The sequence below is a fragment of the Pseudomonas antarctica genome, from assembly GCF_900624995.1.
In the GTDB taxonomy this organism is placed as follows: Bacteria; Pseudomonadota; Gammaproteobacteria; order Pseudomonadales; family Pseudomonadaceae; genus Aquipseudomonas; species Aquipseudomonas antarctica.
The window spans coordinates 1-25,140 of sequence record NZ_UYXQ01000053.1; the positions used below are offsets into that span (position 1 = coordinate 1).

The following is a 25,140-nucleotide window of genomic DNA, read 5'->3' on the forward strand; positions in this document are numbered from 1 at the left end:
CGCCTGAGGCATTGCAAAACATCTGTGCGGAGCAGGAAGAGGGCCGTCGACAGCTTCGTGCATTGAGCCGGGACGCCGACAGGGGGTTGCCGGTCGATACGCAGGCTTTGCAGGCGTTGAACCTGCGTTTGGAAGCCATTGAGTGCGAGCGCCAGGCATTGGAGCAGCAGCGTTCGCAATTGCCGGGCAACCTTGAGGTGTGCCCGCGCCTGGTGGCGCAGGTCATCAGCGCCTGGACCGGTATTCCTGTCGAACAGCTGGCGCTTGAGCCCAACGAAAAAGTCTTGGGCTTTGCCGATGCCTTGCGCGCTCGCATCCTGGGGCAAGAGCACGCCGTGCAGGCCCTTGATCGCGCCCTGCGGGCTGTTGCTGCAGGCCTGAACAAGGCAGATGCGCCAGTAGGGGTTTTTCTGCTGGTGGGGCCCAGTGGTGTCGGCAAGACAGAAACAGCACTGGCCCTGGCGGATCTTCTGTACGGCGGCGAACGGTTTATCACCACCATCAACATGTCGGAATACCAGGAAAAGCACGCCCTGTCTCGATTGATCGGCGCTCCACCGGGTTACATCGGTTACGGCGAGGGCGGCATCCTGACGGAGGCCGTGCGCCAGCGCCCTTATTCAGTGGTGCTGCTCGACGAAGTCGAGAAGGCCGATCCGGAGATCCTGAACCTGTTTTACCAAATATTCGACAAGGGCCGCGCGAATGATGGCGAAGGGCGAGAAATCGATTTTCGCAATACGCTGCTCCTGATGACTTCAAACCTGGGCAGCGACTGCATCAGCACGTTATGTGCAGGCGGCCAGCGACCTGATGCCCAGGCGCTGCAGGAGGTTCTTCACCCTGTGCTGCGTGCTCATTTCAAACCGGCCTTGTTGGCGCGGATGCGTGTCGTGCCGTATTACCCGATTGCGGGGCAAGTGCTGCACGACGTTGCAAGGCTCAAGCTTGCGAGCCTCGGTGAGCGACTGCATCGGCGCAAGCTCGCATTCACTTATTCGTCCGAGCTGGTTACCTACATGACCGAGCGTTGTGCCCACGGTGATAGCGGCGCGCGCTACATCGACCAATGGATCGAGCGGTATTTGCTGCCGCAGATGGTGGACCGCCTTCTAAGCGCGATGGCCCTGGGCGAGTTATTGTCCTTGGCCCATGCGCAGCTGGATGGCAACGGCCAGCCGATGTGCGAGTTCAGCTAATGACACACGACCTGTTTGCCGATCTTTCCGATCCTTTGGCCTACGCCGATGCCTTGCTGCACTGTTTTGCAGGTGTGGGCTTCGACAGTGATGAAACTACCTTGCCAGGCCTGTGTGTGGTGGGGGCTGCGCAACTGAGCCTGTGCGAACTCAGCCAGTTGTACCTGCTTGATGAGTTGACGGGACGACTTGACCTGATCGCCCAGCATTTGCCTGAAGCGCTAACGCCCATCGACCTGACTTCGGGCTCGCCATGGCATAAAGAACAACTGCTGCACTACGTCATCAACCAGCGCCGTATGCTCAGCCTTGATGATGTGGAGAGCGGCCTCTATGACACCGCTTTTCTGCCGCTGACCCAGACACCTTGGCGTTCATTGTTGGCGGTCCCGCTGTTCAACCGCAGCCAGCAGGTTACCGGCGTACTGCTGTGTGCCAGTTGCCACTCAACGGCGTTGCATGGCTACGCACCTTCGTTGGAACGATTGGGCAGCTTTGCCTTGAACCAGCTACGCCTGTTGCGGTGCATTCAGCCCACGACGAACGCCACAAGATCCAAACGTGGTGCGCCGATGGCGGGCGCGTATGGCTTGATCGGCAACAGTGCTGCGATTGAGACGACCTGCCACCTGATCGACAAGGTCCTGCATACCCCTTACACCGTTCTGTTACGGGGTGAGACCGGGACGGGCAAAGAGGTCGTCGCACGCGCCATTCATGCGGCGGGGCCGCGCAGTGCCAAGGCGTTTGTGGTGCAAAACTGCGCCGCCTTCCCGGAAGGCTTGTTGGAGAGCGAGCTGTTTGGCTACCGCAAAGGTGCATTCACCGGCGCCGAGCGCAACTACGCGGGCCTGTTTGATTCTGCGCATGGCGGAACATTGCTGCTGGACGAAATCGGCGATATGCCGCTGGCATTGCAAGCCAAGTTGCTGCGCGTACTGCAAGAGGGCGAGGTTCGTCCGTTGGGCGCCAGTGCCGCCCATAAGGTTGACGTGCGCATTATCGCCGCGACCCACCGCGACCTCGCTGCCATGGTGGCAGAGGGCAGTTTCCGCGAAGACCTTTATTACCGACTTGCACAGTTCCCTATCCAGTTGCCTGCCTTGCTTGAGCGGGACGGTGATGTGTTGCAACTGGCGCGACATTTCGCTGAAAAGGCCTGCGTTTCTCTCGGGAGGGCGCCTGTTGATTGGTCGAATGTCGCACTGGATCAACTGTCGAGTCACCAATTCCCCGGCAATGTCCGCGAACTCAAGTGTCTGGTAGAGCGAGCGGTGCTGCTATGTGACGACGATCTAATTCTGCCAGTGCACCTGTCGCTCCCACTGGCTCCAGCGGCGGGCGCTGCCGTAGCAGTCGATACGACATTGCGCCAGCGCATGGAACGGGTGGAAAGGGTGTTCCTGATTGATTGCCTGCACAAGAACCGCGGCAATCGCACTCGCACTGCACGTGAGCTGGGCGTTGCTCGGCGCACGCTGCTCTACCGTCTTGCTCGCTTGAACATTCCTTTTGGCGACGCCAAGGGTGAGTGCTGAATGGTGAGCTTGAACTTTGCAAAGTATCACCGCCGCCTGCGTCGAATCGGGCCTGGTGACCTCAACGTTGTGGGAGAACCCTAATGCATTTTCGTACGTGGCAAGCCCTCGTGCTTGTGTTGTGTTTATTGGGTGGCTGCAGCGCGAACTATGTGTTTGATGATGCCGATTACCGTCCGTTGGGTGAGCCAAAGGTGAACACTCATGACCAGTGAATGGGGGGAGCCAGGCCATGCAACTCGTGCTTGAGGCATGTGATGTAAAGGGCGTTAACAGCGCGGTATCGGCGCGCAAACTGTTCGACGGCGCAGGCGGTGTGATTGGCCGCGGTGCTGGTTGTGACTGGACGCTTGCTGATTCCAGTCGCCTGCTTTCCAGTCACCATGGGTTAGTTGCTTTCCGTGAGGGGCGGTACTTTTTGACGGATATCAGCACTAACGGTATCGGCGTGTCTGGCAGTGCCGAGCGCTTGCGCAAAGGGCAGGCGCGATTGATCGGCGATGGCGAGGTGTTTGAGCTGGGACCGTTTGCGCTCCGGGCGCGATTGATAACGCAGGCGCCGTCGCGGGATGAACCCTACGATGTCGTGGGAGGCGCCATCCCCGATGACGCATTCCTGTCGTTGGACCCCATTCAATCACTGGATATCGAGCATCTGCGTCAGACCACTTCGCTGGAGTTGGCGGCATTGGAGGAAGCAACCGAGGTGCATGGGTCGTGGTCGGATCACAGTGTGGCCAGCAGCGACCATCTGACCCTACCTCGGCGCGCTGAAACTGTTCGGGAAACACCCCCGACTCCTGGTGTCGCGACGCCACCGGACAGCAGCGAATTTTGGGCACAGTTCGCCGCGGCGCTGGGCATTCGTCTGGAGACACTGGATCGCGCGAGCCAAGAGGCACTGGCGATCAAAGTGGCGCGTTTGCTTCGTATAGGTGTCGAGGGCTTGCAACATAGTCTGCGTACCCGCGAAGAGCTGAAAAGTGAGCTGGACCTGCCGTTTGTAGACACCTTGCACAAAAGCCGCAACCCACTGAACGCGTATGTCGATACCGATGCCGTGTTGGCGAGGCTGCTAGGGCCTGGGGAAACGGACGATTTGCCTGCTGAACAGGCGATTACCCACGTTCATCGGGAACTGCAGGCCCATCAGGTTGCGTTGCTGGCGGCCTGTCGCAGTGCGCTACGCAACGCGCGTACAGCCTTTGCGCCTGGGCATTTGCTGATGGGCTTCGACTATCGGGATAAGCGGCCATGGTTTTCCACTGACGGTGGGCACTGGCGAGCTTACCAGCGTCACTACCAACGCTTGATCGCGGATGAGCAGTGGTACGGCGGCGACTTTGCAAAGGCCTATGAAGAGCAGGTTCGCTTGATCTCAACACTGCACGTCGATTATTCAGGATGAAAGTTATGTATCGAGCCTCCCTTGTTTCAGTCCTGCTCATGCTGGGCCTCATGGCCGGCTGCAGCGCGGTATCGCCTTTTTCTACGTTGACCAAACTGAATGTGGCGCTGACGGCAGGTGACCAAGTCAACCCCGATTTGCACGGCCGCCCGTCGCCGGTGGTGGTGCACCTGTTCGAGTTGCGACATCCCGTCGCCTTTGAGAACGCTGACTTTTTCAGCCTCTACAGCCATGCCGAACAGGCGTTGCCCAAGGATTGGTTGGGCAGCGAGGAACTGGAGCTACGCCCAGGTGAGCGGCTGACTCTCAAGCTCAGTCTGGCGCCTAACGCGCGCTTTCTGGGGGTACTGGCGGCCTATCGGGACCTGCCTCATGTGCAATGGCGGTTGGTTATCCCCGTTACACCGCAACAGGTGACCGTTGCTGACGTGGTACTGGACCAGGCAGGTATTCGCCTTGGCTCGCCCAATCCTGACAAGGAGGCGCAGTGATATGCCGGTTCATAAAGTCATCTGGCAGGAAGGCATGTTGCTAAGGCCTCAGCATTTTCAACACAACGATCGCTATTACCACCAGCAACTCAATCAAACCCGGTTACTCGGCGGCGATGCCTGGGGATTCCTCACGCTGGAGGTTGATTTGCAGTACCTGAGTCTTGGCAAGGTGGTGGTCCACCAGGCCTCTGGCGTTTTGCCCGATGGCAGCCTGTTCGAGCTGAGTGCGGCGATGGAACCCTTGATCCTGCAGGTGCCCGCCAACGCGGGCAAGCAAACGATTTATCTGGCGTTGCCGCTGGCCACCGGCAACCAGGCCGAGGTTCGCGGGCAACAGCAGACTGATGTCCTGACACGCTATCTGGCCTGTGATGTGGAGGTGGGTGATTCGAATGCCGGTGTCGACTCCCGCTTCCACATCAGTTGCGCACGCCCTGATCTGCGTCTTCTGTTGGGAAACCCGCCCGGCGACCAGGGCTTGGTCAAACTCAAGGTAGCGCAGGTACTGGGCTCTTCCGATGAAGGCGGCGTGATCCTCGACACGGACTTCACACCAACCTTCATTTTTCTTCAGGGTAGCGGCTATGTGTCGTCGTGCCTCAAGGAGGTCATCAGCCTGCTTGCCAGCCGCGGGGACGCCATTGCGGCGCGTATTCGCGGCGAGGGGGCGGCAGTTGGCTCGGAAATCGGCGACTTCCTGATGTTGCAACTGATCAATCGTACTGAGCTGGAGCTACGTCACTACTTGAGTCAGGCCCAGGTCCGACCGCAAGAGCTGTTCCGAACGCTGCTGTCGATGTTTGGTGAATTATCAACGTTCGCCAGCGACAGTAAGCGCGCGCATCTGCAAGTGCGTTACCGGCATGGGAATCAAGGTGAGAGTTTTCGTGGGCTCATGGAGGGCGTACGCGACGTACTGTCAATGGTGCTGGAGCAACACGCCATCGAGCTGCCACTGCAGAAACGCCAATACGGCGTATTGGTATGTCCGGTGAGCGACTTGAAGCTGCTGGGCACGGCAACATTCATTCTCGCGGCCACGGCGCAATGTGATTCGGAGGAATTGCGCCATCGCCTGCCAGCACATTTGAAGATCGGTCCGGTAGAACGCATACGCGAACTGGTCAACCTGCACTTGGCAGGTATCAAGGTCAAACCACTGCCGGTGGCGCCGCGACAGATTCCGTTCCATGCCGGAAAAACCTATTTCATGCTCGATTTGAATGCCCGCGACATCACACAGTTGGAGCAGTCCGGTGGTTTCGCCTTCCATGTAGGCGGTGAATTTTCAGCGCTTGAACTCAACTTCTGGGCCATCAGGAACTAAACACTATGGACAGTGAATATCCGCTGGATGAAAAAACGGTGTTGCTCGACCATGACGGCCGTGGCCCGGCACAGAGGCCGATAACGGATTTCCCTTCGCCGCCACGCTTTGAGCAATTGGAGGATCGGATGATCTACGCCGCCCGCGTGCAGGAGGCGCAAAGCTTCAAGATAGGGCTCAACCCCCTCGTCGCCGCCGCATCGGCCTTATTGTCGCAAGTGGTTCAGCTCAAAGGCTGCTCCGGTCGCGAAAGCCTGAGTTCGGTCAACGACCGACTGTCATCGGCGGTCACTCAATTTGAAACCCGCGCCTTGCAATGTGGTGCCGAGAGCAGCCAGGTCATTTCAGCGCGTTATGTGCTGTGCAGCGTGGTTGATGAGGCCGTGGTCACTACGTCGTGGGGCAATCGCAGCGACTGGTCGAAGATGAGCCTGTTGAGTCGCTTTCACAACGAAACCTTCGGCGGGGAGAAAGTGTTCCAGCTGTTGGAGCGACTGTCCCGTGATCCAGTTAAGCATCTGGCGGTGCTGGAGTTGATCTACCTGTGCCTGTCCATCGGCTTTGAAGGCAAGTACCGCATCATGGAGCGAGGAGCATCGCAACTCGAGCTGGTACGCGACGCCTTGTATCGACAGGTAAGGCAGGTGCGCGGCGAGCCAGCTTCGCAATTCGTGCCGCCAGCACCGGCAGTGCTCGCGCGGCGTATGCGATTACGCGTCATTTCTGCCTCGTGGGTTGCGGTCTTTACCCTGGCGTGTGTGCTGGCGATGTATGCAGGGTTTGCCTGGCGGCTGGGCTCCGATGCCGCGAGTACGCTGCAACCCCTTCAATTTCCTGCGTCGAAACTGAATCTGACGCCCTTGTAAACGCTGGGAGCAATGAATGAACGCATTCTACAAGAGCGCGAGCACCGTGCTGGGCAGGTTTTGGGTCTGGAGCCTGATACTGGTGCTGTCCTGTGCAGTGTTGGTGTGGTGTTTAGGGCCTTTGCTGGCAGTGGATGACTACCGGTTCTGGCAAGGCCAGACGGCTCGATTGATGACTATCAGTGCTCTGTTTCTGCTATGGGGGCTGGCGATAGTCGTCGCGGGTGGACGCCGTACGGTTGGGGTCAACCGGTCTGATAGCGAGGTGCCCCAGCAGGCGCCGGGATGGGCGCAAGACGAGCAGAAACAGGTACGAGGCCGCTTCAAGGAGGCGGTCCAAAGGCTGAAAACTTCGCCTCGTTACGCAGGGCATAATGAGCGTTGGCGCAATGAATTGCCTTGGTACGTGGTGATCGGCGACCAAGGCAGTGGCAAGACGCGTCTATTGGCGGCGGCCGGCTTGCAATCACCGCTTGATCACGTTGAGGCGAAACCCGCGCACGGCACTGCGCACTGCGAATGGTATTTTGCCGACGAAGTTGTACTCATCGACACGCCGGGGCGCTACCTGACGCAACCCGACAGCGTGACGGACGCCGCAGGCTGGTCGGCGCTGTTGACTGGGCTCAGGTTGCGTCGCCGAGTACGCCCACTCAATGGTGTGGTGGTGACGTTATCGGTAGAGGCGCTGTTGAGCGCCAATGAACACGATCTGGATCGTCACGCTCGCCATGTGCATTCCCGCCTGCAGGAAGTCCAGCAGACATTACATGTGGATGTACCGATCTATCTGGTGTTGACCCAGGCTGATCGGCTGCCGGGGTTTGCCGAATTCTTTGACTCGTTCACGGGCGAGGATGCCGACAGCGTGCTGGGGCAGTTCCTCGATGCCGGGAAGGCTGGCATTGACACCACGCAGGTACGCCAAGCGTTCGAGGCGTTACTGCAACGGTTGAGTGCGGAGCTGGTGACGCGATTGCACCAGGAACGCGCTGTCGACCGCCGTGGCCGTATGCTGGATTTTCCCCAGCACGCGGCGCAGCTCGGTGAGCGTTTGTGCCTGTTTATCGAGTCGGCGTTTTCCGCGCACCGTTACCAGCGTATCAACGGTTTGCGCGGGTTTTATCTGACCTGCGCTGGCGACAGGCGCAGCCACTTCATCCAGGGACTGTTCCGTCGGGTGATCTTTGCCGAGGCCGGCCTTGCCGGCTTACAGACCCAGGAACAGCAGCGTATCCGTCGGCGCCAAGGGTTGCAGGTGTTAGCCATGGCAAGTGTGATCGGTGGTCTTGCAGGGTTGTGGGCCCACAGTTATTCAGTCAACCAGCAGCGCCTGGCACAACTGGCAAGCCTGCTCGCACAGCCCTCGATTAGCACACCGGATATCGACCAGACTCTGGCGTTGTTGGATGCGCGCCTGGCGGCGATGCAGGTATTTCCACCAAAGGAGGACGTGCCGTTCATTGAGCGCGCCGGCCTGTATCAAGGAGAGACGAGCCGTCCACTGTTGGCCCGCGCCTATGAGCAGGCGCTGCTGCAGCCGTTACTGGATCAGATAACGACACAGCTCGAAGAGCAAGTGCGCGCAAGCCTCAGTGACCGTGAGCGACTGTTGGAAAACCTGCGCGCGTACCTGATGCTCAATGTACGTGAGCGTCGTGATAGCGCCTGGCTTGCACCGCGGATAGCCGACCAATGGTCTGCGCGATATGTGGGCGATACGTCGAAGCAGGCGCGCCTGAATGAGCACCTGGCGCGGCTGCTTGAGCAACCGTTCGTAGCGTCGCTTGATGAAGCGCTTGTGGTGACAGCGCGTGAAAAACTTCGGGGTGAGTCGCTGGCCGATGTGGTGTATCGAACCCTGCGCGAACAATCACGCAACCTGGAGCCTCTGCGCCTGGCCGAAGGCAAGGTGTTCACCGCCATTGATCCACCCATTCCCGGCTTCTACACAAAACGCTATGTGCAGTACTTTGAGGCACAAGGCCCAAGGTTGGTGAATGCCATCGCTCAGGATAACTGGGTGCTGGGGGAGAGCACCGACTTGAGTGCGATGGATCTGCGCCGGCTGATGACTGAACTGCAGCAGCGCTATTTCAGTGAGTATGCCGATGTCTGGAGCGCCGCTCTCGGACGGATCAGGCTGCAGCAGACGGACGGCCTCAAGCAGGATGCCGAACAGCTGGCGAGCCTGACATCGGCGCAGTCACCGTTGATGCATCTGTTGCTGCTACTGCGTGAAAATACGCGTTTGCTGCCCAGTCCTGAGCTTTTGGGCAAGGTGGCTTCTCAGGCGGTTGAGTCCGGTGCGCGTGTGCCGTCAGCGGTGGCTGATGCCCTGGGGGCGGTGGCGCCCAACGCTGCCCGCCGTGCGTTACAACGGCGTTTCGAACCGTTGCACCGGTTGCTCGATGAGCAACAGAACCCCGGCGTTGAGTTGACCCAGGCGTTGCGCGTGCTCGACGAATTGCACGTGCAACTGGCCGCGCTGAACCGCGAGAGCTTACCGGAGCAGGCAGCTTTCAACCGGGTCAAGCGGCGAATGGAAGGGCAGCAAGATGCATTAGGCAACCTGCGTGATGCCGCTGCGCGCCTACCATTGCCGCTCGCCGGTTGGCTTGAAGGTATCGCCGAAGACAGTTGGCGCCACTTGCTGGAAGGGGCTTATGTGCACGTCAACCAACGCTACCAGAGTGAGGTGTATGGCCTCTACGCCAAGGCGATTCGCCAGCGTTACCCCTTCGAGGCTCACGCGGCCAGCGAAGTTGCCCTGACCGACTTCCAAGAGTTCTTCAAGCCCAATGGCGTGATGTCAGGCTTTTATGAGGGTTACCTGCGGCCTTTCATCAGCGTCGACGGCAGCCGTTATCGACTGCGTAGTCTGGACGGCAATAGCCTGCCGATATCGCGCTCGTTGCTGGATCAACTGACGAAAGCTCAGCTTATCCGCCGCGCCTTCTTCACCCAAGAAAACGCTGAGTTGTCTGTTCGATTTACCTTGGCACCCTATAGCCTGGATCAGTCGGTCAGTCGCGCGACACTGCGCTTTGGTGAGAAACAGCTTGAATATCGGCATGGCCCGATCGTGCCGATGACCTTTGATTGGCCCATCGACGCGGACGAAGGCCGTAGCAGCCTGGTCCTGGAAAGAGGAACTGAGCAACGGCCACTGGGTATCGAGAAAAATACCGGGGCCTGGTCGCTGTTCAGGTTTTTCGACTTGTTGCAAAAAGAGCCTGCGAGTGGGCGAAATGCGCAGCTCTATAAGGCCGACCTCGCGGGCTTGCGCGCCAATTATCTGCTCACGAGCCAACGTACACCCAGCGCGTTTGACATGGAGGCGTGGCGCACTTTGCGCCTGCCGGAACACCTGTGAAGCCCATGTACAGTCAGTGGCGCAGTGCCGGACGTACGCAACGGGGCAAGGCCAGGTCGCGTAACGAAGATGCCCTCCTGGACTGCCCGCAGGACGGCTGCTGGGTGGTGGCGGACGGGATGGGCGGGCATCGGCACGGCGATCTGGCCAGTCAATGGGTGGTCAGTAGCCTGGCTTCATTAAGGGCCGTGGGCAACCTCGACCAACGCGTTAACGCTGCTCGGCAACGCTTGCAAAGTGTCAACCAGCGGCTGCGAAGCGCGGGAGGGCGGTCCAGCGCAAGCATCGATGTCAGGATGGGCAGTACCGTCGTTGCGTTGCTGCTCGAAGAAGGGCGCGCGGCGTGTGTGTGGGCAGGAGACAGTCGTTGCTACCTATGGCGTGGGCAGCGACTGTACCAGTTGTCGAGGGACCACTCGTTGCTTGCGCGCCTCATGGCTGAGCGCCAGTTGAGTCGCGTACAAGCCCAGGCACACCCCGACGCGAGGGCGTTGACCCGTGCCATTGGTGCGCGTGGGTTATTGCGCCTGGAAGTGCTGGAGCTCAGCACCCAGCCAGGGGATGTGTTTCTTTTGTGCAGCGATGGCCTGTATCAGGCACTCAGCCACGGGGAGGTGGGGCAGGCCTTGAGCGTGGGGACGCCGCAGCAGATGGTGGACCGGTTATTTGCGATGGTGTTGCGCACGCCCGCGGGGGATGATTTGACCGCAGTCGTTGTACAGCCATGAGTGAAACATCAACCCCCGCAGGTTTGCTCGCTGGGCGCTATCACCTTGAGCGCGAATTGGGCCGGGGGGGCATGGGCGTGGTTTATCGCGCCCGAGACCTGTTACACGAACAGTTTGGTGAGCCCAGCGCAAGCGTGGCACTCAAGCTGCTGGGCGAAGCTTTTTCCGCGTGCCCTGACGCACATGTGCTGCTGTACAGCGAGTTCGCCATGACTCGCAGCCTGCGCCATGAATGCGTAGTTCGGGTGTTTTCGTTCGAGGTGGACACCCCCAGCCGGGTCGCTTTTTTCACTATGGAATTGATGCACGGCATCACCCTGGATCGATTGCTGCAGGAGTGTCCTGGTGGCTTGTCGTGGCGAGAGCTGCAGCCCATGGCCTTACAGTTGCTGGATGCTCTGGCTTATGCCCATCAGCGAAAGGTACTGCACGGCGATGTGAACCCCGCCAACGTCATGGTCAGTGAGGAGGGCGTTCGTTTGTTCGATTTTGGCCTGGGCCATGCCCCGGCGCAGGTGGCGGCAGGTTTGCCGAGTTTGAGTCGCAACCGTTTTAATGCCTGTACACGCGCTTACGCGGCTCCGGAATTACTGGCGGGCGGCGAGTTGACCGCCGCTGCCGACCTGTATGGCGTGGCGTGCATTGTGTACGAGTTGGCCCACGGCAAGCGCCTCGGCGAACGTCAGCCCACGCAAAGGCTCGCGCGACCTCGGCAACTGCCCAGGCATTGCTGGCAAGCATTATGCTCGGCTTTGGCCGTTGACCCTCAACGGCGCACCATCACTGTTGCCGAGTTGCGCGAGGCGATGGGGTGCACGCGACGTGCCTGGTACCTCTAGCGAACGCCTCCCTCGTCCAAGCCATGCAACTGACAGTATTCCCCCCAGCTCAACCCCGCCATCTGCGCAACCTCCTTGTGCACTTCCAAGCGCTGGGCTTCGAAGGCTTCGGCAGACTCGGCCGTCAACTTGAGGGTCAGCTCCCAGGCAAACAAGTGCTGGCGCTCAGCCTCGGCTTCAAAGGCTTCGTGCAGGCGCTCGGCGCGGTACTGCGCCAGTGTTTCGCCCTTGGCCTGCGCGGCCAACGGGTTGAGGGTGTCCAACTGCGTGACCACGTCCGGGTGTTCGCTCAAAAAGCGGTCCAGGGCACGTTGGTGATTATCACCGGGTTCTGACAAGGGCTTGCTCCCGTTTAAGTGAATTCACTAGATGGGGTCGCGCCCTTGGGTTTGCAATCGGTTAGGTAGCGATCGCTCCAGCCTTTCAGTTGGCGGTAACCGGCGCAGGAAAGCCTCGCAGTGCGCAGGTCATAAGGGGCAGGTTCCGCCTCCTGGATCTCGGGAAATACACACGCAGCAAGGGCTGGGCTCGAGTGCGTTCGCGCGTAACAATCCAAAGCTTGGGCCAACTCGCCGTACGCGACAAACATCAACGGCCGACATTAACGCTGAATAATTGCCGGTGGCGCGGCAAAAGCCTTTCGCTCTCGGTATCTGGCCGTGTAGCGTTACAGGAGAATTCCGGGGCTGCCACCCTAGGCAGAAAGCGATGGGCGGAGGGGCGGGGCATGGTGCAAACGCTGTTCAAACTTTTCCTTACTCAACGCCTGGCGGCCTTGGCCAGTACCGAATCATTGCGCGCCATACGTGAGGGACTGCTGTGGGTTCTGCCGTGCCTGCTGGTGTCGGCCGGTTTCCTGATCCTGTCCGAATGCGCCAGGGTGCTGGGGTTCGATCCGCAGGTGGTGGGCTTTCTGTCTGGGTTGCACAACCAGATCAGTTCGGTCATCCCGCTGCTGGTAGCGGCGTCCATTGGGTACATGCTCGCAATCCAGCACCGCTTGCCACAATTGCCCGTCGCTTTTTTGTGCCTGGCTCATGTGGTGATCGCCACATTTGTCTTGCGCGAATACCCCCGCGCTTCGGCCACGTTCGTATTGTTTATCGCCATCGCCTCGCCGCTGCTCAATGTGCCGGCGATTGCCTGGCTGAACCGTTTTCGTTGGACCCGCCTGGTCAACGAGGACCTGGTCGGCCATAACCTGCGGGGTGCTATCAATATGGTGGTGCCGGGCGCCATCACGGCGCTGCTATTGGTGGTGGTGTTGTCGTTGCTGTTACAGATCCCCTATGTGGCGCAAATCCAGGGGCCGCAGGTGCTTGATGCGCTGCAATCGCCTTATGGCAGTGGGTTGTTTGTGGCCCTGATGAATTCGCTGCTGTGGTTTTTCGGCATTCATGGTGTGTATGCCATGCAGCCGCTGTTCGATGTATTGGATCAGGCTGTGGCGCTCAATGGCGCCGCACTCGCGGCGGGTGAGCCGATCAAATACCTGCTCAACAATGGCTTGTTGGGCTGTTTTGCGTTTATCGGCGGGTCTGGCGGTGCGTTGTGCTTGCTGTTGGCGATCCTGCTGTTTTCCAAGAGCCGGTCCATGCGTTTGCTGGCGATGGCGAGTTTGCCGCTGTCGTTGTTCAACGTCAGCGAGGTGCTGCTGTTCGGCTTGCCGATCATTCTCAACCCGCGCTTGTTCATCCCGTTTCTGCTGGTGCCGGCGCTCAAAACCCTGTTGGCGTTGACGGTGGTCCAGCTGGGATGGGTGTCGCCTGCGGTGGCCAGTGTGCCGTTTACCGCGCCGGTGCTGCTCAATGCCTACCTGAGCACTCATGGCGATGTGGCGGCGGTGGTGCTGCAAGTGGTGCTGCTGGGCATCGGCACCCTGGTGTATGCGCCGTATGTGCGCGCGATTCACCGCCAGGCCAGCGAGGGCGGCACGGTGTACCTCAAGTCGCTGGACATGACCTTTCGCGGGCTTGAAGAAAAGGGCCGCCTTCGCGAGCTGGACCCCGTGCTGGCTTCGCACAAAGCGCTGGCCCGCCAGGCCGTGCAGATCAGCCGCATCCAGCAGATCAGCGATTACGAGTTCTACCTCGAATTTCAACCCCAAATCTCCACCCGCACCGGCCTCTGCACGGGCTGTGAGGCACTAATGCGCGCGCGGGACAGCCAGGGCACGGTGCATTCGCCATGGGAGTTTCTGCAGTGGCTGGCCCAGGCGCGGTTGATGCCGGATGTGGATGTGTGGGTGGCGTCCCAGGCGGTGCGTCAGCACCAGAAGTGGCGCAAGGAGGGCTTTGCCTTGCCGATGACCATCAATATTTCCAGCGCCACGCTGACGGACGCGGCCTACGCTGATCGTCTGGTGCAGATCCTCGCCCAGGCCCATGGCCAGGTGTCGGTGGAAATCACCGAAGACGCGCTGGTCAGTGATGTCCAGGCCACGCGCCAGACCATCCAGAAACTCCAGGCCATTGGCGCCAAGGTATATATCGACGACTTCGGCACCGGTTTTTCAGCCTTGAGTTACTTGCACCAGTTTCCGGTGGACTTCATCAAGATCGACCGCAGTTTTGTGGTGGCCCAGCGCGACCCCAAGGGCGCCCAGGTGCTGACCGGCATGCTGCGCTTCTGTGAGGCACTCAACCTCGGCGTTGTGGTCGAGGGCGTAGAGACGGCCGAGCAGTTGGCGTTCTTGAATACCGGCACTGAGCTGTTCATTCAGGGCTGGTATTTCAGCAAGGCGCTGCCCGGCGATCAGTTGCAGCGCTTTGTGCGCGAACGCGAGGCAGCTCAGGTTTAGGCCGGTTGCGCGGCGTATTCGCGCTGGGTCTGTTCGATCTCTTCGACCAACCGATCGATCCCCGCCAAGCGCGCACGGTTGTCGTGGTCCCAGGGGTGGAAGCCCGGTTTGAAGTAATGCAGCCATGGCCGCAGCATGCGCGGGAACACGCCCTTGGCACTGTACAGAAACTTGAGCATGCGCCAGAAGCCCTTTACGTGCCCGCCGGCCTTGCGGTCGGCAATCAGCAGGCGCAGGTGGAAATCCAGCACCACCAGCCAGAAGAATACGCTGGTAATGAGCATGGTGCCGGTGCGCAACAGGTAGCGCCCAGGCCCCGGCTTGATCACCGTGTTCCACACATCGAACGCCACGGCTTTGTGTTCGGTTTCTTCCAGGGCGTGCCAGTACCACATTTGCTGGTAGCCCTTGAGTGACTCGCCAAAACGCGAAGGGTCGCTCAGCAGGATTTCTGCGAGCATCGCCGTGTAGTGTTCAAGGGCGATGGTCACCGCCAGGTTGAACGAGGGCGGCAGGTGTTTTTTTTGCAGGTCGAGGATGAATTTGAGGCGCCGGTCGAGGGTGTGCGCCGGCAGGCCCGCAGCTTGCAAATGATCGTTATAGGCCACGTGTTCGCGGCTGTGCATGGCTTCCTGGCCGATAAACCCCTGGATCTCCTTTTTCAGTTCCGGGTCGTCGATGCATTGGCGATAGTGGCGCACGCTGTCCATGAAAAACAGCTCGCCCTGGGGAAACAACAGCGACAACGCGTTGAAGAAGTGCGTGATGAACGGGCCTTGTTCATGCCAGTCCTTGATGCGCTCGGCAGGCAAGGCAAAACGGATATCGCGACGGATGGGTAGCATCGTAGGTGCTCCTGTTCAGAGACGGGGTTCGTCGTTGGTTTCAAACACCGGCGTGCGCTGTTTGGGCGCCATGCGCTTGCTGGCGAACACCACCAGGGCTTGATAAGCGGCGGGCAGGCAACGGGCGAGCAGGTCGAGGAAATACGCGTCGCGGCCGATCAGCACACGGCGCTTGTTGTTGCGCACGCCTTGCAGGATGACCTTGGCGGCCTGGTCGGCGTCGGTGATGAAGAGTTTTTCAAAGTCGGCGCGGGCCTGTTGCTCGCTGTGGATCAGAAAGCCGGTCATGTTCGCGTCGATGCGGCTGCTGCGGCAGATATCGGTGCGGATGCCGCCGGGGTGCACACAGGTGGCGGACACGCCGCAGCGTTGCAGGTCGAGTTCCTGGCGCAGGGCTTCGGTAAAACCACGCACGGCAAACTTGGTGGCGTTGTAGCCGCTCATGCCGGGCTGGGCAAACAGGCCGAACACGCTGGAGGTGTTGATTACATGGCCGTCGCCGCTGGCTTTGAGGTGCGGCAAAAACGCCTTGGTGCCATGCACCACGCCCCAGAAATTGATGCCGACGATCCATTCGAGGTCGGCGTAGTCCACACCTTCGACGGTGCTCGACAGCGCCACGCCGGCATTGTTGAAAATCAGGTTGACCTGGCCGTGGTCGGCCACGCAGCGCGCGGCCCAGTCCTGCATGGCCTGGCGGTCGGACACATCCAGCACGTGGGTGGTGATCGTCACTGGCGCCAGCGTCGAGGTCTTGATCAGCGCCAAGGTCTGTTCCAGCCCCTGGCTGTTCTTGTCTGCCAGCGCCAAGTGGCAACCTTCGCGTGCCAGGGCCAAGGCTAAGGCGCGGCCCATGCCGGACGCTGCACCGGTGATGGCCGCCACGCGGCCGTTGAATGACTTCATGACAGGCTGCCTTCTGCGGTGGAGTGGGGCGCCGGAACCGCGCGAGGCGTCGGCGCAGGCAGTGGGTGAGCGATGTAGTCCTTGAGGGCGAAGTGCCGCGTCACCTGCTTGAAGCGCCAGGTCGAACCGGGCCACAACGTGGTGTTTTTGCCGGTGCGTGGGTCGAGGTACCAGCTCTGGCAACCGCCGGTGCTCCAGATGGTGTGTTTGAGCTTGGTCTGCAACTGCTGGTTGTAGGCCAGCTCCACGGCGGGTTTGACGTCCACGGTGGCGATGCGTTGGCGCTGCATGTGCTCAATGGCATCGAGGATGTAGGTGACTTGGGCTTCGATCATCAGAATCATCGAGTTATGCCCAAGGCCGGTGTTCGGCCCGACGATCAGAAACAGGTTCGGATAGCCCGGCACCGTGGTGCCCTTGTAGGCGTGGGCGCCGTCGCGCCAGGCGTCCATCAGGTCGACGCCGTCGCGACCGATGATGCAGTCGCGGGGCAGCGGGTCGGTGGCCTGGAAACCGGTGCCGAAGATCAAGCAGTCCGCCGGGTGCTTGATGCCGTCGGCGGTGATCACACCGTCAGCTTCGATGCGCAGCACCTTGTCGGTCACCACCTCGACATTGCTGCGCGACAGCGCCGGGTAATAGTCATTGGAGATCAGCACGCGTTTGCAGCCGATGGTGTAGTCCGGCGTCAGGGTCTTGCGCAGGGAAGGGCGCGCCACTTGTTTGCGCAGGTGCCGCAGGGCGATTTTCTGCACCATTTTCATCAGCCTTGGGTGCAGGGCAAAGCCGACCACACGGCCTTCCAGTGCCCAATAAAACGCCCCGCGCACCAGGCGCTGGGTAAAGGGCAGGTGCTTGAAGGCCCAGCGCTCAACGCGCGAAATCTTGCGGTCGGGCTTGGGCATGATCCACGGCGGCGTGCGCTGGAACAGGTCCAAGTGCGCCACCTGCGGCGCGATCTGCGGCACGAACTGGATAGCGCTGGCGCCGGTGCCGATCACCGCCACGCGTTTGCCCTTCAATGAGTAGTCATGGTCCCAGTGCTGGGAGTGAAAGCGTTTGCCCTTGAAGCTGTCCAGCCCCGGGATGTCCGGCAGTGCTGGGCGCGACAGGCCGCCCATGCCCGACACCAGCACCCGCGCGCTGACTTGGCGGCCATCGCTGAAGCTCAATTGCCAGCGTTGCTGCTGCTCATCAAACACTGCTCGTTGCAGGCCCATGCCGAAACGCAGGTAGGGCGCCAGCTCGAAACGCTGTGCGCATTGCTCCAGGTACGCGCGGATCTCTGCCTGGGGCGCGAACTGGCGGGTCCAGTCCGGGTTCGGTGCAAACGAAAACGAATACACATGGGACTGCACATCGCAAGCGCAACCCGGGTAGTGGTTGTCGCGCCAGGTGCCGCCGAGGGTGGCGGCCTGTTCGGCGACAAAGAAGTCGGTGAGCCCGGCTTCCTTGAGTTTGATCGCCATGCACAGGCCGGCAAACCCTGAACCGATGATGGCGATGTCGATTGAGTCGCTGTGGGCATTCATGAGTTGTCCCTCTTGGGCATCAGATGTGCTCCTGTTTTTTGTTTTGTCTTTTAGATAGAACACCATTGCAAAGGAAAAATGAATTAATTATTTTAAAAAAGATTTTAAATAATCTACCTGAAAATATCGCCTACGCTAGGACCTTGTTCCGCATATGCGACTTGTCCGACGGACGAGCACGGTATGCATGCAGTTTAGGTCCAGGGTGTGGACGATGGCTGAGGCCTTGATCAATACCGGTCAGGTCGCCGGCGGCAGGGAAGCAGAGGACCGAGCTATGGCTGTTGAGTGGGTTGTCGCTGCGGGTGTATTCGCGGGCGCGAGCGCAGTGTTGTGGGGCTTCAGTGCCTGGATGACACGGCGCATTGAAGCGTCTGTTCCGATCAACGGGCGCTTCGTCGACGTCGATGGCGAGCGCTTTCATTATGTAGAGGAGGGCAAGGGCCCGCCGCTGGTGATGATTCATGGGCTGATGGGCAGCAGTCGCAACCTGACGTATGCCTTGTCCGGCCAATTGCGTGAGCGTTTTCGCGTGATCACGCTGGATCGTCCGGGGTCGGGCTATTCCACGCGCCACAACGGTACGGCGGCAGACCTGCCGGCCCAGGCTCGGCAAGTCGCTGCGTTTATCAAAACGCTGGACCTGGATAAACCGCTGGTGCTGGGGCATTCCCTCGGCGGGGCGATTGCTTTGGCGCTGGCGCTTGACCATCCCCACGCGGTGTCCGGGTTGATCCTGGTGGCGCCGCTGACCCATCCCCAGCGCCTGCTGCCGCTGGTGTTCCTTTCCCTGGCGGTGCGCCCGGCGTGGTTGCGGCGCTGGGTGTCACACACGCTGACCATGCCCGTTGGCCTGCTGACCAAAGGTTCGGTCGTGAAGGGCGTGTTCGCCCCTGATGCCGCGCCGGCGGACTTCGCCACGCGCGGTGGCGGGTTGCTGGGGATGCGCCCAACCAACTTCTACGCAGCCTCCACCGAGATCAACACGGTCAACGATCACCTGCCGGACATGGTCAAGCGCTACCCGCAACTGACCCTGCCGATCGGCCTCATCTATGGCGCGCGCGACCAGGTGCTGGACTTCCAGAAGCACGGCCAGGCCCTGGCAAGCAAGGTGCCTGGGCTGAAGCTGCAGGTGGTGGAGGGCCGTGGGCATATGTTGCCGATCACCGCCACAGAGCGCGTGGTGGCCGTGGTGGAGCAGGTCGCCAAGCGCGTCAGGCCGGTAGAAAGTGCCACCGTGTTGCACCCGCCGTTTGCCCTGGCGGGTAAATAATTGTGCGACCCGACTCGCGGTTCAACGGCGTCGATGCCTGCTTTAGACACCTGACCAGATGGCTGAAAAAGAGACTGCCCGGTCACGTCAAAAAGCCTTCGAGAAACTAGTTGACGACCTAACGATTCCGCGCTATTTATTTAAAAAAATTATTTCAATGTGAAACTTGAAACGATTTTTGAAATGCCTAAGAGCGAATAAAATAATGAAAAAAACGCCTTTTATCGCATCTCCAATCTGTCTCGTTCGGAGGCTGCCATGAATCAAACTCTGGTAACTCCGACCGTCTGGGCCGACGGCAAACGTCACCTCTGGTGGCTGGGCATCATGCCCCTGGCAACCCCTTTGCTTTGCGGCGCACTGGCCATTACCACCGGCGTGCAGCAACTGTGGTGGGTTGGCGTACTGGTGATCTTTGGTTTCATCCCCTTGATCGACGGCCTGCTCGGCGAAGACGTCAGCAACCCACCCGAATCTGCCGTCAGCAACCTTGAATCGCAAAGCTATTACCGTTGGATCGTCTACACCGGCGTGCTGTTTGTGATCGCCTCCGTGGTGATCACCGGCTGGCTGGCCGCCGGCGGTATCGACTGGATTATCAACGGCGGGCTGCTCAACGCCACCGCCGCCCTCGACCCATCAAGCTGGCTGGCCAAAACTGCCGCGTTTATAACCGCACGCACTGAGCTGCATGGCGAAATCAGTTGGTTCACTTACTTGGGCATGGCGATGTCCACCGGCGCCGCCACCGGCATTGCGATCAATACCGCCCACGAGTTGGGGCACAAGCCCAAGCCGCTGGAAGTGTTCCTGGCCAAGGTCACGTTGGCGCCGACTTTCTACGGGCACTTCTACACCGAACACAACCGTGGCCACCACGTGCGCGTGGCGACGCCCGAAGATCCGGCCAGTTCGCGCCTGGGCGAAAGCTTCTGGGCGTTCCTGCCGCGCTCGGTGTGGTTCAGCGCCGTCTCGGCGTGGAACCTGGAGCGTGAGCGCCTGCGCAAACTCGGCCTGCCGGCATTGCACTGGAAGAACGCCGTGCTCAGCGCCTGGATGTACAGCGTGGTGTTGTGGGGCGCGATGATTGCCTGGTTGGGGGCGGCAGTGATTCCGTTCCTGATCATTCAGGGCATTTATGGGTTCTCGTTACTGGAAGTGGTCAATTACGTCGAGCACTACGGGCTTAAACGCCAGAAGTTGCCCAATGGCCGTTATGAGCGTTGCTCGCCACGGCACTCGTGGAACAGCAATCGGATTGTGACCAATATCTTTCTGTTCCAACTGCAACGGCATTCCGACCACCATGCCAACCCCACGCGCAGTTATCAGTCGTTGCGCCACTTTGATGAATCGCCGCAACTGCCCTATGGCTACGCGAGCATGATTGTCTGGGCCTATGTGCCGTACTTGTGGCGACGCCGCATGGACCACCGGGTACTCAATCATTACGCCGGCGATATCAGCCTGACCAATCTTCAACCGTCACAACGTTTGAAGTACCTGGAGAAGTACAGCAACAGTGCCAGGCCGTTTTGATCTGATTTAAAAACAGGATGGGCGTACTCGGGATCTGTGTATCGCGCAGGTTTTCATCGCCCAAGGTTTAGCGGTTTAGTTGCAAGCAAGTGGTTTGACCCGAACAACAATAATTTCAAGGGAAGGACGTACATTATGCAAAGCCCTGCCAAGTTCACCGCCCATGTCGTATTGGCCGCCCTGGGCCTGATTGTTTACCAGCAGGCCCAGGCCGCCCGTATCGAGCCGGCGGGCAGTGCGTTTACTGCCCAGGGGCCGATCAGCTTTTCCAAGGGCGCCCTGATCAGCGCCGACTGCACCATTAAGGTGGCCGGCAAGGTCGCGGCCGATGGTGCATCGGTGAATGTCGATAAAGTTGAATTTGACGGTGGCCTTAAATGCAGCCGCGTCGAAGCCATCAACTTGCCCTGGGTATTAGTTGCCAAGGATACCAAGAGCGGTTCGATGTCCAAGATCAGCGTGGATGTTCATGCCTTTGGCCTGGGCGGCAAGTGCGGCCCTTCCACCGCCGACGGTACGTGGGATAACGCCACCGGCAAGTTAGAGGCGGCCAATGTGCCGATTGGCGAAGACTGCACGATTAAGACGGTGTCGATCAAGATGCCGCCGACCTTCAAGGTCGTCGAATAAACGCATTCTAATGATACAGCGGTAATTGAATTGAGATTTGGCTGGAAAGGGAAGTTCTGCAGTTTCACCGTGACCTCTCGATCATGGCCATTACCCCTGGCGAAATGACTCGCCATAACATGTGAGGAAAAACAATGAAAAGCTTGAAAACTCTCGTGTCGTTGACTGCTCTGACTGTTTGCATGGGGGCTGCTTCTCTGGCCAGCGCGGCTTCGATCAGCCCGGAAGGTCCTTTTACCACCACCGCAGGCTCCATCGTCGTGCAGTCACCGTCTTCATTCGGGGGCTCTGTGACGTGCGGTATTACCTTCAGCGGTAATGTGAGTGGCGGCGTTGCCACGATCAACAATGCCGCCCTGACCGGTGGTGGCCTCTGCTCGTTGCCAACCCTCAAAAGCATCCCGTCGCCAGGCTGGAAGCTGACCGCATTGTCGGGCACTACAGGCCAGGTGGAGAACGTGGGTTACACCATCAAAAAGTCCATCGTTATCCCAGCCACCGACTGCGGCCCTTCCACCATCAGTGTGGCCTGGAACGCGGCGACTCACACCCTCACCGCGGCTAACCAGGCGCTGAGCGGCGGCTGCAACATTGTCTCGCTGACCACGACTGCCGCCGGTCTGACCGTTAACCCATAAAGGGCGCGCATTGCAGAACGAAGGGTTGATCACCCGTTGAAAAACCGGTGCCTCGCAAGAGGTGCCGGCTGACGTGGAAAGCCGGCAATGCCGGGAGCGCATAATAATAAGGAGTGCCGCATGATCACTAAGAAACAACAGGCTCAAACACTGCTGGGGCTGGCATTACTGGGGGGGCTGATGACGACCGCTCCCGTGCAGGCGGGTGGTTTCTCCACGCCGACTTACGGTGCCCCTGGCTGGGGGCGGGCGTTCGGCGGCGGTTCTCTGTTCAAGAACGACCCAAGTTCTGCTTACAACAACCCGGCGGCCATGGCATTTGTCGACCAGGCCGTGGTTCAACAGACCGTCGACTATGCGCGTGTGAAGATCAAATACAGCGGCCAGGCTTACGACTACGCCGGTAATCCAGGCTCCAATACCGCCGTGATGCCCGATGGCAGCTTTGATCCGAGTACGGCAGTCGTCAACAACAATGACGGTGGCCAGGGCGGTTTCACCGCCTGGTTGCCGACCGGTTTTCTGGTCATCCCGATGGGTGACCGTTTTGCATTCGGCCTCAGTCAGGTCGTGCCACAAGGGATGCGCACCACCTGGAATGAAAACTCCAAGTTTCGCGACTTCGCCGTCGACACCAAAATCGAAACCGTCGGCCTGACGGGGTCGTTATCGTTCAAGGTGCGTGACGACTTCTCCATCGGTGGTGGCATGATCGTCCAGCGTAGCCAAGGCTTCGTCAGCCAGAACATCGATCTGTTTTCGGCGGCGTCGGTCTCTCCCGGTTTGGGCAATGGGGCGTTTCCGTCGGGCGTCGGCAGCGCGCTGATGCGCGTCAAGGTCGATAACGTCTCCGTTGGCTGGTTTACTGGCATTGTCTGGAAGCCGACGGACCAAGACTCGTTGGGCCTTAACTACCACGCCAAAATCAAAAACAAGCTGACCGGTAAATACAACATCCGGGCTGATACGTTGAACAACGGCTTGATGACCGACGACACCGTCTTCGGTACCGGTAAGACGCTGGTCGAAACGGCGTACCCTGGGCTGAAGTTGTACCCCAACGGCGCCAATGCCAGCACTCAGTTGGATATTCCGGCGACTGCCGCGATCGACTGGGTGCACCAGTTCAATGACCGTTGGACCTTGGGTCTGAGCGCCATGTGGACGCAATGGTCGTCCTTCAAGGACCTGACACTCAAGTCCGAGGGCTCGACGATCGTTGCCATTCCTTACAACTATCGGGATGCATGGATGTACTCCGTGGGTGGCGATTTCAAGGCCACGGATGAGCTGACCCTGCGGGCCGGTGTGGCGTATGACCAAACCCCGACGCGCAACTCGACGCGTGACCCACGTATCCCGGACGGCGATCGTTACTTTGCCTCGCTGGGTGCGGGTTACGACATCAAGGCCATTCCGGGCTTGACGCTGGATGCCGCGTATTCGCACCAGTTTGTCGAGAAGGTCAACATCAAAACCCAAAACGTTGATCGTCTGGGTGGCGGTCGACTGGACGGTACGGCTGAGTCTTCAGGCGACATCGTCAGTCTGTCTGCTACCTACAGGTTCTAAAACCCTCGCGGCCCGAGCACCCAGCGCATCTAGGTGCTCGCGGCTTAACCCCCTGACGGCTGTTAAAACAGGCTGACGCGTTCAGCCCGTTATTGTTGCGCAAAGGCATTAAATAAAAATTTCAAAACAAAATTTGAATTTGGCTTTCCAAGTTTGTAGTGTGGTCTTGCGCCGCCGCTCATTTCGAGTGCCCTGCACATCGGCCACGCCCTGAATCGAGTAGAGGTATCCCCATGGTTATCTGGTTATTGGTGGGCGTCGCAGCAGCGATTGCCCTGGCGTATCGACAAGCCGTCGCCGCCCTGTGGTTGGGCGCTGGCCTGATCTGGCTGGCGGCGGGTTACCTGTTCAACGTGGTGGCCGGGTTTGGCGCCACCGTCGCCGCGCTGCTGGTGGTGTTGCCCGCGTTGCTGCTGGCGATCAAGCCCCTGCGTCGCGCGCTGTTGACCAGCAAGGCCCTGGGCCTGTTTCGTAAGATCATGCCGGCCATGTCCGACACTGAACGCGCCGCGATTGAATCCGGCACCGTGTGGTGGGACGCCGAGCTGTTCAGCGGCAAACCCAACTGGGACCGCCTGCTAAAGGCGGCACCGGCCAGCCTCAGCGCCGAAGAACAAGCGTTCCTCGACAACGAGGTAGAGACGCTGTGCGACATGTCCAACGATTGGGAAACCACTCAAGTCTGGCAGGACATGTCCCCCGAAGGCTGGCGGTACACCAAGGACGCCGGGTTCCTCGGCATGATCATTCCCAAGCAGTACGGCGGCAAAGGCTTCTCCCACTATGCGCATTCGCAAGTGGTGATGAAGCTGTCGACGCGCTGCTCGGCGGCGGCGATTTCGGTGATGGTGCCCAACTCCCTGGGCCCGGCCGAACTGCTGCTGCATTACGGCACCGATGCCCAGCGCAATTATTACCTGCCGCGTCTGGCGCGCGGTGAAGACATCCCGTGCTTTGCGCTGACCAGCCCGTATGCCGGCTCCGATGCCGGGGCGATTCCCGACCTGGGCATCGTCTGCAAAGGCGTGCACGAAGGCGAGGAAGTGCTGGGTTTCAAAGTGACTTGGGACAAGCGCTACATCACCCTTGGCCCCATTGCCACGGTGCTGGGCCTGGCGTTTCGTGCCGAAGACCCGGACGGTTTGCTCGGCAAGGCAGGTTCCCTGGGGATTACCTGCGCGTTGATCCCCACGTCTCACCCTGGCGTCAACAGCGGCCGCCGTCACTGGCCGCTGAACGCGGTGTTCCAGAACGGCCCGACCACCGGCAAGGATGTGTTTATTCCGCTGGAATGGGTGATCGGCGGCCGCGAACAAGTCGGCAACGGCTGGCGCATGCTGATGGAATGCCTGGCAGCCGGTCGTGCGATTTCCCTGCCATCGGCTAACGTCGGCCTGGGCAAAGTCGCGGTGCGCGGCACCACTGCCTATGCAGCCATGCGTAAACAGTTCGGCCTGCCCATCGGCAAGTTCGAAGGCGTACAGGCGCCGTTGGCGCGCATGGCCGGGCATTTGTATGCCTGCGATGCGGTGCGCAAGGTCTCGGTGGCGTCTCTGGATGCGGGTGAAAAACCTTCCGTGATCTCGGCCATCGCCAAATACCACGTCACCGAGCGTGCGCGGATCAT

General features: G+C 59.9%; 21 protein-coding genes. 17 read left to right on the forward strand and 4 right to left on the reverse strand.

The features are described 5' to 3' along the window. From E0F99_RS19935 to E0F99_RS19980, 10 genes are all read left to right on the forward strand, one after another. On the forward strand, positions 1–1,199 hold a 1,199-nt coding region (locus E0F99_RS19935), incomplete at its 5' end, for an AAA family ATPase (RefSeq protein ID WP_130908888.1). Further along, entirely contained in the window at positions 1,199–2,737 is a 1,539-nt protein-coding gene (locus E0F99_RS19940) for a sigma-54 interaction domain-containing protein (RefSeq protein ID WP_083358152.1), read from the forward strand. The genes E0F99_RS19935 and E0F99_RS19940, both read left to right, overlap by 1 nt. An 83-nt stretch (positions 2,738–2,820) precedes the next feature. Continuing rightward, entirely contained in the window at positions 2,821–2,952 is a 132-nt protein-coding gene (locus E0F99_RS30505) for a type VI secretion protein (protein WP_083358153.1), read from the forward strand. A gap of 17 nt (positions 2,953–2,969) precedes the next feature. Beyond that, a complete protein-coding gene (gene tagH, locus E0F99_RS19950) occupies positions 2,970–4,145 on the forward strand; it encodes a type VI secretion system-associated FHA domain protein TagH (RefSeq protein ID WP_083358154.1) in 1,176 nt (391 codons plus the stop codon). 5 nt (positions 4,146–4,150) lie between these two features. Further along, entirely contained in the window at positions 4,151–4,636 is a 486-nt protein-coding gene (tssJ, locus tag E0F99_RS19955) for a type VI secretion system lipoprotein TssJ (RefSeq protein WP_083358155.1), read from the forward strand. 1 nt (position 4,637) lies between these two features. After that, positions 4,638–5,966: a type VI secretion system baseplate subunit TssK gene (gene tssK / locus E0F99_RS19960; RefSeq protein WP_083358156.1), complete on the forward strand. Its 1,329-nt coding sequence runs from the start codon at positions 4,638–4,640 to the stop codon at positions 5,964–5,966. Positions 5,967–5,971: 5 nt separating this feature from the next. Continuing rightward, entirely contained in the window at positions 5,972–6,832 is an 861-nt protein-coding gene (icmH, locus tag E0F99_RS19965; RefSeq protein WP_083358157.1) for a type IVB secretion system protein IcmH/DotU, read from the forward strand. Positions 6,833–6,848: 16 nt separating this feature from the next. Then, entirely contained in the window at positions 6,849–10,208 is a 3,360-nt protein-coding gene (gene tssM / locus E0F99_RS19970) for a type VI secretion system membrane subunit TssM (RefSeq protein ID WP_083358158.1), read from the forward strand. A 5-nt stretch (positions 10,209–10,213) separates the two neighbouring features. Further along, entirely contained in the window at positions 10,214–10,936 is a 723-nt protein-coding gene (locus E0F99_RS19975; RefSeq protein ID WP_130908889.1) for a PP2C family protein-serine/threonine phosphatase, read from the forward strand. Then, entirely contained in the window at positions 10,933–11,775 is an 843-nt protein-coding gene (locus E0F99_RS19980; protein WP_083358159.1) for a serine/threonine-protein kinase, read from the forward strand. The genes E0F99_RS19975 and E0F99_RS19980 overlap by 4 nt, the downstream gene beginning before the upstream one ends. Here the strand turns inward: E0F99_RS19980 and E0F99_RS19985 are convergent. After that, positions 11,772–12,113 carry a DUF6388 family protein gene (locus E0F99_RS19985; RefSeq protein WP_083358160.1) on the reverse strand — a complete coding sequence of 114 codons (342 nt, stop codon included), beginning with the start codon at positions 12,111–12,113 and terminating at the stop codon, positions 11,772–11,774. The genes E0F99_RS19980 and E0F99_RS19985 overlap by 4 nt on opposite strands. 389 nt (positions 12,114–12,502) lie before the next feature. On the opposite strand from E0F99_RS19985, the gene E0F99_RS19990 reads away from it, so the two are divergent. Then, positions 12,503–14,575: an EAL domain-containing protein gene (locus E0F99_RS19990; protein ID WP_083358161.1), complete on the forward strand. Its 2,073-nt coding sequence runs from the start codon at positions 12,503–12,505 to the stop codon at positions 14,573–14,575. Here the strand turns inward: E0F99_RS19990 and E0F99_RS19995 are convergent. The 3 genes from E0F99_RS19995 to E0F99_RS20005 are packed head-to-tail and all read right to left on the reverse strand — an operon-like array spanning position 14,572 to position 17,858. Continuing rightward, the gene (locus tag E0F99_RS19995) at positions 14,572–15,420 is read right to left on the reverse strand and encodes a metal-dependent hydrolase (protein ID WP_083358162.1); all 849 of its coding nucleotides are present in this window, start codon (positions 15,418–15,420) and stop codon (positions 14,572–14,574) included. The genes E0F99_RS19990 and E0F99_RS19995 overlap by 4 nt on opposite strands. Before the next feature lie 15 nt (positions 15,421–15,435). Beyond that, positions 15,436–16,326 carry an SDR family NAD(P)-dependent oxidoreductase gene (locus E0F99_RS20000; protein ID WP_083358163.1) on the reverse strand — a complete coding sequence of 297 codons (891 nt, stop codon included), beginning with the start codon at positions 16,324–16,326 and terminating at the stop codon, positions 15,436–15,438. After that, positions 16,323–17,858, reverse strand: a complete 1,536-nt coding sequence (locus E0F99_RS20005) for a flavin-containing monooxygenase (RefSeq protein ID WP_083358164.1) — start codon at positions 17,856–17,858, stop codon at positions 16,323–16,325. The genes E0F99_RS20000 and E0F99_RS20005 overlap by 4 nt, the downstream gene beginning before the upstream one ends. A 277-nt stretch (positions 17,859–18,135) precedes the next feature. Between E0F99_RS20005 and E0F99_RS20010 the strand changes: the two genes are divergently transcribed. The 6 genes from E0F99_RS20010 to E0F99_RS20035 all read left to right on the forward strand — a co-directional run. Further along, entirely contained in the window at positions 18,136–19,134 is a 999-nt protein-coding gene (locus tag E0F99_RS20010; RefSeq protein ID WP_173667115.1) for an alpha/beta fold hydrolase, read from the forward strand. Positions 19,135–19,392: 258 nt separating this feature from the next. Then, positions 19,393–20,673 (forward strand): alkane 1-monooxygenase, encoded by a 1,281-nt coding sequence (locus tag E0F99_RS20015; RefSeq protein WP_083358166.1) that lies wholly within the window; start codon positions 19,393–19,395, stop codon positions 20,671–20,673. 135 nt (positions 20,674–20,808) lie between these two features. Continuing rightward, on the forward strand, positions 20,809–21,303 hold the full coding sequence (gene praA / locus E0F99_RS20020) for an alkane oxidation protein activator PraA (protein WP_083358167.1): 495 nt from the start codon (positions 20,809–20,811) through the stop codon (positions 21,301–21,303). 134 nt (positions 21,304–21,437) lie between these two features. Then, a complete protein-coding gene (gene praB / locus E0F99_RS20025; protein ID WP_083358168.1) occupies positions 21,438–21,941 on the forward strand; it encodes an alkane oxidation protein activator PraB in 504 nt (167 codons plus the stop codon). Positions 21,942–22,061: 120 nt separating this feature from the next. Continuing rightward, positions 22,062–23,513 carry an outer membrane protein transport protein gene (locus E0F99_RS20030; protein WP_083358169.1) on the forward strand — a complete coding sequence of 484 codons (1,452 nt, stop codon included), beginning with the start codon at positions 22,062–22,064 and terminating at the stop codon, positions 23,511–23,513. A 233-nt stretch (positions 23,514–23,746) separates the two neighbouring features. After that, positions 23,747–25,140, forward strand: a 1,394-nt coding sequence (locus tag E0F99_RS20035) for an acyl-CoA dehydrogenase (RefSeq protein WP_130908890.1), incomplete at its 3' end; no start/stop codon positions are given.